This is a genomic window from Curtobacterium sp. UNCCL20, assembly GCF_900101675.1.
Taxonomy (GTDB): Bacteria; Actinomycetota; Actinomycetes; order Actinomycetales; family Microbacteriaceae; genus Curtobacterium.
Map to the genome: position 1 here is coordinate 189,664 of NZ_FNKG01000003.1, position 15,230 is coordinate 204,893.

16 protein-coding genes are annotated in these 15,230 nt (G+C 73.7%); 7 read left to right on the forward strand and 9 right to left on the reverse strand.

Annotated features, from left to right (window positions below):
• Nucleotides 1–65: 65 nt before the first annotated feature.
• From BLT36_RS18435 to BLT36_RS14075, 4 genes are all read left to right on the forward strand, one after another.
• Complete coding sequence (locus tag BLT36_RS18435; protein ID WP_139166480.1) at nt 66–368, forward strand: hypothetical protein; 303 nt, start codon at nt 66–68, stop codon at nt 366–368.
• A gap of 135 nt (nt 369–503) precedes the next feature.
• The gene (locus BLT36_RS14065) at nt 504–809 is read left to right on the forward strand and encodes a hypothetical protein (RefSeq protein WP_092096094.1); all 306 of its coding nucleotides are present in this window, start codon (nt 504–506) and stop codon (nt 807–809) included.
• 41 nt (nt 810–850) lie between these two features.
• Nucleotides 851–1,750: an NmrA family NAD(P)-binding protein gene (locus tag BLT36_RS14070; protein ID WP_092096095.1), complete on the forward strand. Its 900-nt coding sequence runs from the start codon at nt 851–853 to the stop codon at nt 1,748–1,750.
• Between the two features lie 23 nt (nt 1,751–1,773).
• Nucleotides 1,774–2,373, forward strand: coding sequence for a dihydrofolate reductase family protein (locus BLT36_RS14075; protein WP_092096518.1), 600 nt, complete (start codon nt 1,774–1,776; stop codon nt 2,371–2,373).
• Between the two features lie 37 nt (nt 2,374–2,410).
• Here the strand turns inward: BLT36_RS14075 and BLT36_RS14080 are convergent, their stop codons facing one another.
• The 3 genes from BLT36_RS14080 to BLT36_RS14090 are packed head-to-tail and all read right to left on the reverse strand — an operon-like array spanning nt 2,411 to nt 5,428.
• On the reverse strand, nt 2,411–3,097 hold the full coding sequence (locus tag BLT36_RS14080; protein ID WP_092096097.1) for a response regulator: 687 nt from the start codon (nt 3,095–3,097) through the stop codon (nt 2,411–2,413).
• Nucleotides 3,094–4,479: a sensor histidine kinase gene (locus BLT36_RS14085; RefSeq protein WP_092096098.1), complete on the reverse strand. Its 1,386-nt coding sequence runs from the start codon at nt 4,477–4,479 to the stop codon at nt 3,094–3,096. Before BLT36_RS14085 ends, BLT36_RS14080 begins: the two co-directional genes overlap by 4 nt.
• Complete coding sequence (locus tag BLT36_RS14090; protein WP_092096100.1) at nt 4,466–5,428, reverse strand: CPBP family intramembrane glutamic endopeptidase; 963 nt, start codon at nt 5,426–5,428, stop codon at nt 4,466–4,468. Before BLT36_RS14090 ends, BLT36_RS14085 begins: the two co-directional genes overlap by 14 nt.
• Before the next feature lie 115 nt (nt 5,429–5,543).
• Here BLT36_RS14090 and BLT36_RS14095 point away from each other — a divergent pair, with 115 nt between their 5' ends.
• Nucleotides 5,544–6,983 carry an amidase gene (locus BLT36_RS14095; protein WP_092096102.1) on the forward strand — a complete coding sequence of 480 codons (1,440 nt, stop codon included), beginning with the start codon at nt 5,544–5,546 and terminating at the stop codon, nt 6,981–6,983.
• Between the two features lie 274 nt (nt 6,984–7,257).
• Here BLT36_RS14095 and BLT36_RS14100 read toward each other — a convergent pair whose 3' ends face one another.
• Genes BLT36_RS14100 through BLT36_RS14125 form a run of 6 tightly spaced genes read right to left on the reverse strand, consistent with a single transcriptional unit; the run spans nt 7,258 to nt 13,300 of the window.
• Nucleotides 7,258–8,040, reverse strand: a complete 783-nt coding sequence (locus tag BLT36_RS14100; protein WP_092096103.1) for an ABC transporter ATP-binding protein — start codon at nt 8,038–8,040, stop codon at nt 7,258–7,260.
• On the reverse strand, nt 8,037–8,870 hold the full coding sequence (locus tag BLT36_RS14105; RefSeq protein ID WP_092096105.1) for an ABC transporter ATP-binding protein: 834 nt from the start codon (nt 8,868–8,870) through the stop codon (nt 8,037–8,039). Before BLT36_RS14105 ends, BLT36_RS14100 begins: the two co-directional genes overlap by 4 nt.
• Nucleotides 8,867–9,772, reverse strand: coding sequence for an ABC transporter permease (locus tag BLT36_RS14110; protein ID WP_092096106.1), 906 nt, complete (start codon nt 9,770–9,772; stop codon nt 8,867–8,869). Before BLT36_RS14110 ends, BLT36_RS14105 begins: the two co-directional genes overlap by 4 nt.
• Nucleotides 9,769–10,722, reverse strand: a complete 954-nt coding sequence (locus tag BLT36_RS14115) for an ABC transporter permease (RefSeq protein WP_092096108.1) — start codon at nt 10,720–10,722, stop codon at nt 9,769–9,771. Before BLT36_RS14115 ends, BLT36_RS14110 begins: the two co-directional genes overlap by 4 nt.
• 55 nt (nt 10,723–10,777) lie before the next feature.
• Nucleotides 10,778–12,298, reverse strand: coding sequence for an ABC transporter substrate-binding protein (locus BLT36_RS14120; protein WP_092096110.1), 1,521 nt, complete (start codon nt 12,296–12,298; stop codon nt 10,778–10,780).
• A gap of 57 nt (nt 12,299–12,355) precedes the next feature.
• Nucleotides 12,356–13,300 (reverse strand): alpha/beta fold hydrolase, encoded by a 945-nt coding sequence (locus BLT36_RS14125; RefSeq protein WP_175529656.1) that lies wholly within the window; start codon nt 13,298–13,300, stop codon nt 12,356–12,358.
• A 44-nt stretch (nt 13,301–13,344) separates the two neighbouring features.
• Between BLT36_RS14125 and BLT36_RS14130 the strand changes: the two genes are divergently transcribed.
• On the forward strand, nt 13,345–14,286 hold the full coding sequence (locus tag BLT36_RS14130) for a siderophore-interacting protein (protein ID WP_092096113.1): 942 nt from the start codon (nt 13,345–13,347) through the stop codon (nt 14,284–14,286).
• Entirely contained in the window at nt 14,283–15,089 is an 807-nt protein-coding gene (locus BLT36_RS14135) for an ABC transporter ATP-binding protein (RefSeq protein WP_092096115.1), read from the forward strand. The genes BLT36_RS14130 and BLT36_RS14135 overlap by 4 nt, the downstream gene beginning before the upstream one ends.
• Nucleotides 15,090–15,230 lie beyond the last annotated feature (141 nt).

Here is a 15,230-nt window from a genome sequence, read left to right on the forward strand (position 1 = left end):
ACCGATGCGTGCACATCGAACCCCGATGGCGCTGGAGGCACCGGGAACCCCCGTATCCTGCGGCAGTGGAAGCGACACAACCCTCCGGCACGACGAAGCGCCGCGTGGAACTCCGGATCACCCGCCCGCTGCTGACCTGGTTCGCCCGGCCGACGGTCACGATCGACGGCGTCGGACACCCGGCCCAGTGGGGGATCGGCACCTGGGCGGTACCGGACGACGGCGGGACGGTCATCGGCGTGTACCTGTACAACCGCGCCTGGCGGTTCGGTGCGGCGACCAGGACGGTCGTCGACGAGGCGGCCCTGGTCTACCGGACCGGTCCACTGCCGTTCGGCAGCGGACGGCTGCACCCGGCACCCGCCTGACCGACGCACCGCACGCTCTCGACGTGGGACAGGACGGCCTGGAGGCACGGTGCGGACCCGCCACGGGCCTCCAGTCCGGCGGTGCGCAGCCGACCCCACCGCGCGCGGTGGCGCGCTGAGGCGGACACTGGTCCCATGACCACGAAGATCACCCTCATCATCGACAACCCGACCGACCCCGCGGCGTTCGAGCAGGCCTACCCGGCGCTCGAGGAGGCCGCCGGCCGACTCCCCGCACTCCGCCGCCTCGAAGCCGGCAAGGTGTGGCCGAAGGAGGACGGCACGCCGACCCCCGCCCACCGCACCCTCGACCTGTACTTCGACTCGTACGACGACGCCTCGGCAGCGGTCGCCGGTGAGGAAGCGGGCGCCTTGTTCGGGCAGCTCGGCGCCACCGGGGCGACCTTCACCGGCCTGTTCTCGGACGTCGAGAAGGCGTAGCCGCCGAACGGGTGTCAGCGCCGGTCCGTAGCGTGGCCGGCATGACCACCACCGTCCTCGTCGCGGGCGCCACCGGCGACCTCGGCGGACGCATCGTCCGTGCGCTCCGGCAGCACGACACGACCGTCCGCGTCCTCACCCGCTCCGACAGCCCCGCCGCCGAGCGGCTCGCCGCCGACGACGGGGTCGAGGTGGTGCGCGCCGACTACTCCGACCACGCCGCACTGACCGCGGCGCTCGCCGGGGTCGAGGTCGTGGTCTCGACGGTGAGCGGCACCCGGTCGGTGATCGTCGACGCCCAGCGTGCCCTCCTCGCCGCGGCGGTCGAGGCCGGCGTGCAGCGGTTCATCCCGTCCGACTACGCCGCCGACTACCGGTCGATCACGCCGGGCACGAACCGGAACTTCGAGCTGCGCCGCGAGTTCGCCGCCGACCTCGACGCGGCTCCGATCCGAGCGACCTCGGTGCTCAACGGCGCCTTCACCGACATGCTCACCGGGCAGGCGCCCCTCATCCTGTTCGACCGGCAGCGGGTGCTCTACTGGTCGTCCGCCGACCAGGTGCTCGACTTCACGGCGAAGGACGACGTCGCCCGCACCACCGTGCTCGTCGCCCTCGACCCCGATGCGCCACGCGTCGTCGAGGTCGCGGGGGACCGGGTCACCTCGCGGAGCGTCGCGGACACCATGTCCCGCCTGACCGGCACCCCGTTCCGCCTGCAGTGGGCCGGAACCGCGGGCACGCTCTCGGCGATGGCCCGGGTCGGACGCCGACTCTCGAAGGCGGACGACGACGAGCCGTTCCCCGCGTGGCAGGGTATGCAGTACTTCGTCAGCATGTTCAGCGGCGAGGCCGAGCTGCGCCACGTCGACAACGACCGGTACGGCGCCCACGAGTGGACCACCGTCCGCGACGTGCTCGCCGCGCACCTCGGGCACTGACGGAACCGAAGGAGCAGCTGCCGATGGCCGACACCACCTGCCACATGTCCATCTCGCTCGACGGCTTCGTCGCCGGCCTCGACCAGCGCCTCGACCAGCCGCTCGGCCGTCGCGGCGGCGAACTGCACACCTGGCACATGCCCGGTGCCGACGTCGGCGAGGCGGACCTCACGGCGACCGACTGGCTGATGCGTCCCCGCGGCGCGTACGTGATGGGCCGCAACATGTTCGGCCCGGTCCGCGGCGCGTGGGACCAGGACTGGCAGGGCTGGTGGGGTGCCGAGCCGCCGTACCACGCACCGGTCTACGTGCTCACCCACCACGCGCACGAGCCGATCGAGCTCGAGGGCGGCACGACCTTCCACTTCGTGACCGACGGGTTCGACGCCGCCTACGCCGAGGCCTCCCGGGTCGCCGGGGACCGGGGCGTGGACATCGCCGGCGGGGCATCGACCGTGCGGCAGGCGCTGGCGGCGGGCGTGGTCGACGAGCTCACCCTCGACATCGCCCCCGTGCTGCTCGGGACCGGGGAGCGGATCTTCGAGGGCGAGGCGTTCGACTTCGAGCCGGTCGAGGTGCTGCACTCCCCGCTGACGACGCACATCCGGTACCGCCGGCGCTGAGCGGTCCCGCCGGCCGGTCCCGCTGGCCGGTCCGGCCTCAGCCGGCGGGGGACTCGTCCGCGCCGGGCACCGCCACGATCCGGTTCTGGTACGCCCACACCACCGCCTGCAGCCGGGAGCGCACCCCGAGCTTCGGCAGCATCCGCGCCAGGTGCGACTTCACGGTGGACACCTCGACGACGAGCGCCGCGGCGATCTCCTCGTTCGACATGCCCTGCGCGAGCAGCATCAGGACGTCGCGCTCCCGAGCCGTGAGGACCCCGTCGACCCGGTCGCCCGTCACCGGCTGCAGACTCCGCCGCGACACGAACTCGCGCAGGACCCGGCGCGTGAGGCTCTGGTCGATCGTGCCGTTCCCGGCGGCGACCTGCCGCACCGCGTCCACGATCACGTCCGGCTCGGCGTCCTTCAGGAGGAAGCCGGACGCCCCGGCCTCGAGCGCCCCGAACACCAGGTCGTCCATGTCGAACGTCGTCAGCATCAGCACCGGCACCGCGGGGTCGGCATCCGGCGCGCAGAGTTCCCGGGCGACCTCGATGCCGTTCAGCACCGGCATCCGGATGTCCAGGCAGGCGACGTCCGGCCGGGTGCTCCGGGCCAGGGCGAGCGCCTCGCCGCCGTCGGCGGCGACCCCGACGACCTCCATGTCCGGCTCCGCGGCGAGGAGCGCCGAGACGCCGGCGCGGACCAGCGGCTGGTCGTCCGCCACCAGCACGCGGATCACCGGGCCACCCCGGAACCGTCGGCCGACCCGTCGGTCGCGGGACGGGCCTCCCGGCTGGTGCGGAGCGTCACCACCCAGCCACCGGTGGCGGTGGGGCCGACCTGGAGGCGCGCCCCGACCAGGTCCGCCCGCTCACGCATGCCGCGGAGTCCGTTCCCACCCGCGGGGCCGCTCCCGACGGCCGGCACGGTGGCCGCGCCGTTCTCGACACGGATGTCGAGGTGGTCGGGGTCGCGGTCGTCGACGGTGACGGTGCAGGGTGCGCCGGGGGCGTGCAGAGCGACGTTCGCGAGGGACTCCTGCACGGTGCGGTAGGCGGCGAGCTGGGTGAGCGGCCCGATGCCGTCCGCGAGGGGGTGGTCGCCGGGCAGGACGTCGAGCACGACCGCGGTGCGGAGACGTGACCGTTCGACCAGGTCGACGATCCCGGCGACGGTCTCGACGCTCCGAGCCGCGGGGGCGTCCTCGCGGAGGAGCCCGACCAGGCGGCGGAGGTCCTCGAGGACGGCCGTGCTCTGCTCCCGCACCTGCCGGACGCCCTCGTGGGCGCGCTCCGGGTCGGCGTCGATCTGCCGGTCGATCACCGCCGACATCAGCGCGATGCCGGACAGGTGGTGGGCGGCGATGTCGTGCAGCTCGCGGGCCATCGCGGCGCGTTCGCGGGACACGGCGGCCTCGACGAGGGCGTCCTGCTCGCGGTCGACGGCGGTGGCCTCGGCGGTGCGGGCGGTGCGCACCTCGCGGCGGGAGCGGACGAGGAGGGCGACGACGAGGGGGATGCCGACGGCGCCGACGGCCTGGAGGACGCCTTGGCCGGTGGCCCCGGCGACGCTCTGAGCGCTGCCCGCCACGTCCGCTGCTGCACCGTTCACGCCGGTGCCCGCGGCGACGAGTGCCGCCGCCCCGACGACGGCCGGCCAGAGCCGGGGGAGCGGGACCCGCAGGGCCGCGAGGACGACCGCGACGACGACGGGGAGCGCCGTGAGCCCGAACAGGGTGCTCGGTGCGGCGGTGGCGACGACGACCGGGACGGCCGCGACGACGAGCAGCGTCGTGCGGGGAGCCCGTCGTGCGGCGAGCACGGCGGCGGACTGGGCGAGGAGCCCGACGGCGAGGACGATCCAGGCGGTGCCGCCGACGGCGGGGTAGGTGGCGCCGCTCCCGAGGGTGGCGGCGAGCTCGCTGCTGACCCCGGCGCCGTCGGGATCGGCGGCGTCGAGCGGGGGCAGGCCGAGCAGGAGGCCGAGGGCGACGACCGCGGTGCCGACGGCGACGAGGACGTCGGTGCGTCGGTCGCGCGGGCCGCTTCGGTCGCGCGGGCCGGGATCGCGCGCGCCGCGGTCGCGCGGGCCGCGTCGGTCGCGCGCGTCAGCGGGTGCCATCGTTCGATCCTACGAGGCGGGCGTCCTGCGGGGCGTGCGCACGTGCGGGGATCCGGTCGTACCCGAGGCGGCCCCTCGTCGCGATCAGCACCACGGCCGCCGCCACGGTCGACACGATCGCGAGCCCGTGCATCATCGTGCCCGCGGTCATCCCCGGGTACATGTCGGCCCACAGCGTCGAGATGGTGTTGTTCACGCCGACGTGCAGCAGCATCACGACCGGCAGGCTCTCGCCGGTGCGGTTGAACACCCAGGTGATGACGACGTTGAACGTGATCGTGAAGAGGGCGAACACGAGCGGCTCCGTCCAGTGCGCGTCCGGCCACCCGCCCCAGTCGCTGAGGTACAGCGGCATGTGCCAGAGCGCCCACAGCGGACCGAGCACCGCCGCGGCGCCGAGCGGCCCGAAGCGTGCCTGCAGTCGGGGCAGCGCGAAGTCGCGCCAGCCCGGCTCCTCGGACAGGCCCGTGGTGAACAGCTGGATGACGAGCCCGGGGACGAGCGCGACGAGGGCCATCATCGTCGGCGCCTGCACCTGGCCGCCGGCGAACAGCAGTCCGGTGACGACGATCATCGCCGGGACCCCGACCAGGGCCAGCGCGTACCAGTACCAGGCGACCCGCCAGCGCAGGAGCCGACCGACCCAGGCACGGAGCCCGGGGCGGCCGTCAGCGAGCGCCGTCACGAGGAACGCCCCGCCGAGCGGCCCGAGGAGCGCCCCGGGCAGGACGCCGGAGAACTGCGCGCTGCCGAGGAACTCCGGGAAGTGCAGGTCCCAGACGCCGAGGCCGTGCGGGGACAGGATGTACGGGATCCACGCCAGCCAGCTGAGGCCGAGCGCGAGGACCGCGAACGAGCTGATCGGGTGCCGCGAGACGACGCCGCGGATGCCGGTCCTCCCGGTGGTGTCGGTGCCGACGAGTGGCCGGTCTTCGGTGGTGGTGGTCATGGCTCCGACGCTAGGGAGCGGCGGCGCGCGGGACGACCGGCGAACGGACGCACCTCGGCGGGTTCCTCCGAAGGATGCAAGCCGCCGGCCGGTGCCCCCGCATAGGCTCGGAGCCGTGTTCGAACTCCACCACCTCGCCGCGCAGGAACTCTGGGACTGGATCCGCCGGGGCGAGGCGACCGCACGCGAGGTGACGGACCACTTCCTCGCCCGCATCGAGCGCCTCGACCCCGAACTCGGCGCCTTCGTGACCGTCACCGCCGAGGCGGCACGGGACCGGGCCGACCACCTCGGTGACCGGGTGCCGACGTCGCGGCCGCTGTGGGGCCTCCCGTCCGCCGACAAGGACCTGTACGACCGCGCCGGGGTCCCCACGCGGAACGGCACCGCCTCGTTACCGGGCACGCCCGCCCCCGCCGACCACCCGCTCGTCGCCGCGCTCGACGCCGCCGGGGCGATCAGTCTCGGCAAGACGGCGTCACCCGAGTTCGGGATGTCCTCGTCGTCCGAGACCCGGTTCGGCGTGACGCGCAACCCGTACGACACCAGCCGCGCGCCGGGCGGTTCCTCGAGCGGAGCGGCCGTCGCCGTCGCCGCCGGACTCCTGCCCGCGGCCGTCGGGTCGGACGGCGGGGGATCGGTGCGCATCCCCGCGTCGGCGACCGGCCTCGTCGGCCTGAAGCCGAGCCGCGGTCGGGTGCCCGCGATGCCCGGACGGTCCGGCGTCGGCGGACTCAGCGTCGCCGGTCCCCTCACCCGGAACGTCGCCGACGCGGGCATGCTCCTCGACGCCCTCGTGTCGCCGACCGGGCTGCCCGAGCCGCACCCCTACGCCCTCGTCACGCCCGACGTCGGCGACGGGCCGTTCACCGCGGCGGCCGTCCGCGGCGAGGGGCGCTTCGTCGTGGGGCTCCTCGACGGGTCGCCGTGGGACGACACCGTCGACGTCGTCATCGACCCCGCTGCCCGCGCCGCCGTCGACACCGCCGTGCGGGTCCTCGGCGAGGTCGGGCACGGCGTCGAGGACGTCGCGATGCCCCGCGTGCCGTACGCCGAGCCGTTCCGCGTCGCGTGGGAGAGCTCGGCGGCCAGGCTGCCGACGGTGCCCGGGATCGACCTGTCCGCCCTCACCCCGCTCGTCGCCTGGCTCGTGGCGCGCGGCGAGGCCCTGACCGGCACGCAGGTCCTCGACGCGATGACCGCGCTCGACACCTTCTCGGCGACGCTCATCGGCGCGTTCGACCGGTTCGACGCCGTGCTGACGCCGACGCTCGCGATGACCCCGCGGCCGCTCGGCTGGTACGGCGACGACCCGGAGGAGGACTTCCGCCGCCAGTGCGCGTACTCCCCGTGGACCTCGATGGCGAACGTGTCGGGACTCCCCGCGATCACCCTGCCCGTCGGGGTCACCGAGGACGGGCACCCCGACGGCGCGGGCCTCCCGATGGGTGTGCAGCTGATCGGCCGCCCGGGAGGCGAGCGCGTCCTCCTCGCCATCGGCGCGCAGCTCGAGCGGCGGCTGCGGTGGCAGCGCCGGCACCCGCCGATGTGGTGACGCTCGGGGCGCCCGGGGCCGCGTCGAAAGATGTACACGCATGGTGCCACATCCCACGCGTCGATCGACGGGTGCTTCGTCGGAAGATGCGCACGCAGTCGGTGCGTGCGCATCGTGCGACATCCCACCCGTCGATCGACAGGTGGTTCGTCGCCGCATGCGCACGCATCCCGCCGGCGCGCGCCCGAGCGTGAGCTCCTGACGGCCTGGAGGCGCGGTCCGGCCCCGCAGCGCGCCTCCGGGCCGGCGGTGGTCGCCTCCCACCGCCTGCGTCTCACGGCAGCGTCGGCGCCGCCTCCACCAGGGCCCGCGTCACCGGGTGCTGCGGCGCGTCCAACAGCGACACCGGCCCGTGCTCGACGATCCGGCCGGCGGACATCACCGCGACCGTGTCGCACAGCCGCTGCACCACGCCGATGTCGTGCGACACCAGCACCAGCGTCAGCCCGAGGTCGTCGGCGAGCGAGCGGAACAGGTCGATCACGCGGGCGCGGACGACCACGTCGAGGGCGCTCATCGGCTCGTCGCCGAACAGGATCCGCGGCGAGTGCACGACGGCACGGGCGATCGCGATCCGCTGCCGCTGGCCGCCGGAGAACTCGTGCGGGTACCGGTCGACGACGTCCGCCGGCAGGTCAACCCGCGCGAGCACGTCCCGGACGAGGGCGGCGTGCGACCCGGGGACCCGCAGTGCGCGGAGCGGCTCCGCGACGATCGCCCCGACCCGCATCCGCGGGTCGAGCGAGGCGTACGGGTCCTGGAACACCACCCCGGTCTCGCGACGGAACCAGCGCATCGCTGCCGCGGAACCGGACGCGACCACGGGACGTCCGGAGGCGGTCACGGTGCCGGCGGAAGGCGCCTCCAGGCCGGCGAGCAGCCGTACCAGGGTGGACTTGCCGGAACCGGACTCGCCGACGATCCCGAGGCGCGCGCCGGTGGCGACCGTCAGGTCGACGCCGTCGACCGCGGTGCGGACCGGGCCCGGTTCGAACGGGCCGCGGCGGGGGAGTCGGTAGGTCCGGCGCAGACCGGCCCCGTCGAGGACGGCGGTCATCGGGTTCCTCCTGGCCGACGGGCGGTGGCGCGGGCGGCGTCGACGAGGGCCCGCGTGGCCGGGTGCTGCGGCGCGGCGAGGAGGTCGGCGACCCGCCCCTGTTCGACGACGCGGCCGGCGTCGAGCACCACTGCGGAGTCGGCGATCCGGGCGAGCACGGCCAGGTCGTGCGTCACGAACACCATGCCCGCGGTGAGCCCCTCGAAGAGCTCGAGGATGCGCGCCTCGGTGGTGACGTCGAGCGCGGTGGTGGGTTCGTCGGCGACGAGGTACGACGGTTCACCGGCCATCGCCATCGCGATGCAGATCCGCTGCCGCTGCCCTCCGGACAGCTGGTGCGGGTACTGCCGCAGCAGCGACTCGGGGTCGGGCAGCCCGACCGATGCGGCGAGCTCGACGGCCGCCGCGGTGGCGGCCCGGCGGTCGAGGCCCCGGTGCAGCCGCAGGGGTTCGGCGATCTGCGCACCGACGCGACGGAGCGGGTCGAGCGCGGTGCCGGGCTCCTGGAACACCATCGCGATGCCGGATCCGCGGTGCCGCGCCCGCTGCCGGTCCGGCAGACCGATCAGCTCGGTCCCGTCGAGCCGCACGCTGCCGGACACGGCAGCGCCGGCCGGCTCCAGTCCCATCAGGGCGAGCGAGGTCATGGACTTCCCGGATCCGGATGCGCCGATCACGCCCACGCGACGGCCTGGAGGCACGGTGAACGTGACGTCGTCGAGGATCGTCCGTGCGTCGATGCGGACCGTCAACCCGCGGACCGTCAACCCGCGGACCGTCGACCCGCGGACCTGCGGGCCCGGGTTCGGGGCGGTGCTCGGCTCGCTCATGCGGTCACCCCGGTGCTGGTCGCGGCTGGGTCGGATGCGCCGGTCGGCGCGGCGGGGCCCCGGCCGTTCGCCGCGCGGTCGTTCGTGGTCAGGCGCGGGTCGGTCGCGTCGCGGACGGCGTCGCCGAGCAGCGAGAGTGCGGCGACGACGAGGGCGATCGCGGCGCCGGGCCAGGTCGCGCTCCACGGGTGCACGCCGATGTAGGTCTGCAGGTCGGAGAGCAGGCTGCCCCACGACGCCGTGTTCGACCCGGCGCCGTAGCCGAGGTACGACAGCCCGGCCTCGGCGAGGACGGCGGTCGCCATCGCGAGTGAGAGCTGCACGGTGAAGAGCGGCGCGGCGTTGGGCACGAGGTGCCGGAACAGCACGCCCGCCCCACCCACGCCGGAGGCCCGGGCCGCGGTGACGTAGTCGCTCCGGGCGATGCGGCGGATCTCCCCGCGGGCGACGCGGGCGATGGTCACGCCGAAGGAGAGGCCGACGCTGACGATCACGACGCCGAGCGACCCGCCGAAGATCGCGGTGAGGAGCATCGCCGTCAGCAGCGTCGGGAACGCCACGAGGATGTCGAGGAGGACGGCCGTGCCCTCGCGGACCCAGCGTGCCGTCAGCGACCCGATCGCCGTGAGGACGATGCCCACGGCGCTCGCGATCACGCCGGAACCGATCGCGACGAGCACGGTTGTCCCGGTGCCGGCGAGCAGGTAGCTGGCGATGTCCCGGCCGGAAGCGTCGGTGCCGAACCAGTGCACGGGGCTCGGGGACTCCCACTGGTGGAACGGATCGGTGCGGAACGGGTCCTGCGGGGTCCAGAACAGCGACACCACGGCGAGGACCACGAGCAGCGTGAGCACGACGACGGCGAACACCCCGGTCGGCCGGGCGAGGAGACGGCGGATCACTCGGAGACCTCCCGTTGCCGCGGGTCGAGCGTGCGGTGCACCACGTCGACCGCGAAGCCGACGAGGAGCACCAGCCCGGTGAGCACGAGGAGCTCCGACTGCACCTTCGTGATGTCGCGTCGCCCGACGTCGGTCACGAGCATCCGTCCGACGCCGGGGAGCGAGAACAGCTGCTCGACGACGACGGCGCCGACGAGGAGCCCGGCGATCTGCACGCCGAGCACCGCCAGCACGGTCAGGGCCACCGAGGGCAGCCCGTGCTTGAGGAGGGCCTGCGTCCGGGTGAGCCCGATCGCCGCCGCGGTCCGGACGTGGTCGGCGTCGAGGACCCCGAGCGTCGCGGACCGGGTGAAGCGGAGGATCACGGCGCCCTCGACCGCACCGATGGTCAGCGCCGGCAGCACGAGCGACGCGAACGCTCTCCCCGGCTCGTCCCACCCGTCGAGCGGGAAGCCCTGCGTGGGCAACCAGTGCAGGGTGACCGCGAACAGGGCGACGAGGAGCATGCCCGCCCAGACGATCGGGATCGCGGCGACGGCCTGCGCCACGAACCCGATCACGGCGCCACCGGGACGACGCCGGAGCACCGCGGCGAGGACCCCGAGCGGCACCCCGATGACGAGCGCGGCGACGAGCGACATCGCGGCGAGCGGCAGCGTCACCGACAGCTTCTGCGCGATCTGCGGCGCCACCTGCCCGTCGGTCACGAGCGAGCGGCCGAGGTCGCCGCGGAACACGCCGCCGATCCAGTCGAGGTACTGCACCACCACGGGGCGGTCGAGCCCGAGCTGCTGCCGGAGCTCGGCGACCTGCGCCGGGGACGCCTGGGTGCCGGCGACGATCTGCGCCACGTCGCCGGGGAGCACCCGCAGCGTGGCGAAGATGATGATGCTCGCCACGAGCAGGCCGACGACGAGCAGCAGCAGCCTGCCGACCAGGAACCGGGTCACGACAGCGATGCTACGGGCGCCGGACGCCCGTCGTCGGTGCGGGCCCGGTCACGCCTCACTTGACCGCGAGCTTCGACAGGTCGAGCCGGGAGTTCGTGCCGTTGTAGGGCACGCCGGTGACGCCCTTCCGGACCGCCGTGATCGACGTCGCCGTGTACAGCCACTCACCGGCGGCGTCCTCGCTGACGATCTTCGCGGCCTTCCGCAGGTCGGCGACCTTCTCGGACTCGCTCGTCGCGGCGACCGAGTCGGCGTACAGCGACTGCACCTCGGCGTTGTCGTAGCCGAAGTAGTAGTCCGGGTTCGCCCAGTTGCCGAAGTCGCGCGACTCGACGTGGTTCACCATCGACAGATCGAAGTCGTGCTTCTCGAACACCTGCGACAGCCACGTGGCGAAGTCGACGCGCTTGACCGTCAGCGTGATGCCGACGTCGGCGAGCTGTGACTTGAGCACGTCGCCGATCGTCGCCGAGTAGATGTTGGCGTAGGTCAGCGTGAGCTTCAGGTTCGTCGCGCCGGCCTCGGACAGGAGCTTCTTCGCGTTCGACGGGTCGTACGCGTCGACGTCGGTGAGGTCCTGGTAGCCCGGGTCGAGCTCGGGGATGGGCCCGCCCTGCTCGACACCGGTGCCGCCGATTGCCTTGATGATCGCCTTCGAGTCGATCGCCTGCCGGATCGCCCGGCGGACGTTCACGTCGGTGAACGGGGCCTTCTGGTCGTTGAACGCCAGCGTGTACTTGTCGGTCGTCTTGCCGGTGTGCAGGGCGATGTCGGAGTTGCCCTGCAGCTGGCTCTTGAGCGTGCCGTCGACGGAGGTCTGCACGTCGAGGTCGCCGTTCGCCATCGCGTTCACCGCGGTGGACGGCTGCGTGATGTATCGGAAGACGACCTTGGCGACCTTCGCCTTGCTGCCCCAGTAGTCGGCGTTCCGCGTGAAGGTGAGCGAGTCGCCCTGCTTCCAGCTCGACACCTCGTACGGGCCGGTGCCGTTGGCGGTGTCGGACAAGTCGTTCTTCGCGGCCTGCTCGAGGACGAGGCCGGCGCGGCCGGTCAGGTTCCAGAGCAGGTCGGAGTCCGGCTTCGCGAGCTTCAGGACGACCGTGCCGTCGGACGGCGACGCGATCGACGTCACGTTCGCGAGCTGCGCGGAGTCGACGTACGACGCGTTCGACTTGACCTCCTGCAGCGACCAGACGACGTCCTCGGCGGTGACGTCCTTGCCGTCCTGGAAGGTCGTGCCCTTGCGGAGCGTGAACGTGTAGGTGAGTCCGTCGCTCGACACCTCGTGCGACGACGCGAGGACGTCGCGGACGTCACCCGACGCGGTGCGGCCGACGAGCCCCTGGTACACGTTGTCGATGAGCACCTGGTCGAGCGCGGCACCGGACTGGGTGCGGATGTCGAGGCTGGTCGGCTCGAGCACGAGGCCGACGCGGACGGTGGCGTCGGCGCCGCCGTCCTCGTTCGAGGATCCGGAGCAGCCGGTCAGCGCCAGCGCGGAGACGACGGCGACCGCGGTGGCGGCAAGCACGGTGCGTCCGATTCGGGAGGTGCTGCGGGGGAGGAGCGGACTCATGGGGTGTGGGTTCCTTCCGGGCGCGAGGGCGACGGTCGTCGCTGCGCTCGCACGAGGTTACCGGCGGGCGGTGTCGTCCCGCGACGGTTCTTCGATCGGGTGCAACAAACCGTTACGTTTCGCCCATGCCCGGATCGCCGACGCCAGTTCGAGGGGTGCCTGGTTCTGCACCGCGTGCCGTGCCTCGACCGTGACGATCTCGGCGTCCGGCAGCCGTTCGGCGAACTGGGCGTGCAGCTTGGGGGAGACGTAGCCGCGGTCGCCGCGCACGAGCAGGATCGGCACGTCGAGGGCCTCGAGGTCCGGCCACGCGTCGGCGAACCGCCCGACCGAGGACGTCCGGCCGGCCGGCAGGTGCGGGAAGTGGTGGCGCCGGACGAGTCGTCCGTCCGCACCGAGGCGGGTGGTGTGCCGGGCTTCGCGGAGGAGGACCTCGCGGTCGTCGCCGACCCGCGCCTCGACCGCGCGGTCGACGACCTGCTCGAGCGACTCGAACGGCTCCTCGGCCTCGAGCGCCCGTGCGATCCGGTCGACGGCCCGCTGCGCGAAGTCCGGCGACATGTCCACGAGGACGAGCCCGGTCACCCGGTCCGGCGCGACGGCGGCCAGCCGGGCCGCGAGGATCGCGCCCAGCGAGTGCCCGACGAGGACGCCCGGCGGGACCGACAGTGCGTCCAGTGCCGCGAGCACGCTCGGTGCCGTGTTGCTGGCGGCGTAGTCTGCGTCGTCGCGCCATCCGGACCGGCCGTGGCCGGGCAGGTCGACGGCGACCGCGGGCGCCCCGACGGCGATCGCCGTCTGGTCGAAACTGTGTGCGTCGATACCGAGCCCGTGCAGGTAGGTGATCCGCGCCTCCTGGCCCGCAGCGCCCCAGCGGATCGCCGCGATCTCCTGTCCGTCCGTGGTCCGGACCACCTGCCTGGAGGCGCGGAGCGGCTCCGTCACACCGCTCGCGCGGGCGAGGTCGGGCAGGTCGCGGAATTCGTCGTCGGCATCGGGCACGTGCACGATCCTCGCACCGGACCCTTGGATCCGTTAGGTAAGGCATGCCATACTTGGTCCTCGTGGCAGCCCGGTACCGTGTCTTCTCCGTCCGCGTGGCAGCCGTCTCGTCGCTCACCCCGAACTTCGTCCGGGTGACCCTGGCGGGCGACGCCCTCGCCGAGTTCTCCTCTGTCGGACTCGACCAGCGGATCAAGATCGTGCTGCCGATCCCGGGCCACGGGTTCACCGACCTGCCCGACGGCGAGGACTGGTACGCCGCCTGGCGAGCGCTGCCGGATGCGACCCGGAACCCGCTCCGCACCTACACGGTCCGCTCGTTCCGGCCGGACGCCCGCGAGCTCGACATCGACTTCGTCGCGCACGGCGACACCGGGCCGGCGTCACGCTGGGTCGCCTCGTGCCGCGTCGGCGACGAACTCCGCATTGTCGGACCGGCTGTGCCGTCCTCGCCCGCCGAGCTCCCGACCGGGGCCGCCGAGTTCGACCCGGGCGCGGCGAACCGGATCCTGCTCGCCGGCGACGAGACCGCCGCGCCGGCCATCTGCGCCATCCTCGAGGCGCTCGACGTCACCGCCGTCGGCCACGTCTTCATCGAGGTCCCGACCGACGCGGACCGCCTGCCCGTGTCCGCGCCCGCCGGGGTCGAGGTCCGCTGGATCGCCCGGAACGGTGCCTCGCACGGCGTCCGGATGACCGACCAGGTGCACGCGTGGGCGTCGACGGTGGCGTCCGCCGGCGTGTCCGGTGCGGCCGGGTCTGCTTCGTCCTGCGGCGACGCGGTCGAGCTCACCGAGGTCGACGTGGACGAGCAGGTGCTGTGGGACGTGCCGGCAGCGTCCGACGACCGCCCCGTGTACGCCTGGATCGCCGGCGAGGCCGGCTGCGTGAGGGAGCTCCGCCGGCACCTCGTGCGCGGCGTCGGGCTCGACCGCAAGCAGGTGGCGTTCATGGGGTACTGGCGGCACGGCAAGGCTGAGAACTGAACGGGACGGCCGCGGCGCCGACCACCGCACTCGGCGCCCGCGGGCTGACGCTCGCCTACGACGACCGCGTCGTGGTGTCCTCGCTCGACGTCGACATCCCGGACGGCGAACTCACGGTCATCGTCGGACCGAACGCGTGCGGCAAGTCCACGCTGCTGAAGTCCTTCGCGCGGACCCTCAAGCCCACCGCGGGGACGGTGTACCTCGACGGCGCCCCCATCGACTCCTACCGCCCCAAGGCCGTCGCGCGCCGGGTCGGCATGCTCCCGCAGACGCCGATCGCGCCGGACGGCATCACCGTCCGCGACCTGGTGTCCCGCGGCCGCTTCCCGCACCAGGACCTGCTGCACCCGTCGTCCGGGTCGGACCGGCAGGCCGTGCAGGCGGCACTCGAGCAGACCTCGACGGTGGAACTGGCGGACCGGAGCGTCGACGAGCTCTCCGGCGGGCAGCGCCAGCGGGTGTGGATCGCGATGGTGCTCGCGCAGGAGACCGACATCGTCCTGCTCGACGAACCGACCACGTTCCTCGACATCGCGCACCAGTACGACGTGCTCGAGCTGGCCTCCGCGCTGCACGCCGCCGGTCGCACGGTCGTCGCCGTCCTGCACGACCTGAACCAGGCCGCGCGCTACGCCACCCACGTCCTCGCCATGCGGGACGGGGCGATCGTGGCGTCCGGGGCGCCGGCGTCGGTCGTGACGGCCGACCTGGTGGAGGACGTCTTCGGCCTCCCGTGCGTGGTCGTCCCCGACCCCGAGACCGGCACGCCCCTCGTGGTGCCCCGCCGCCGCGCGGCCTGACGCGCGGGCGCTGCGCGGCGCGGCGCAGCCGCTGAGATCGCACTTCGGCGGCCGTCGGCCCCGTCGGTCGCCGCCGAAGTGCGATCTCGCGGGCGGCGCGCGCGGGCGGCCGCGGACGGGAGGCGCGGGGCGGGCCTGCAC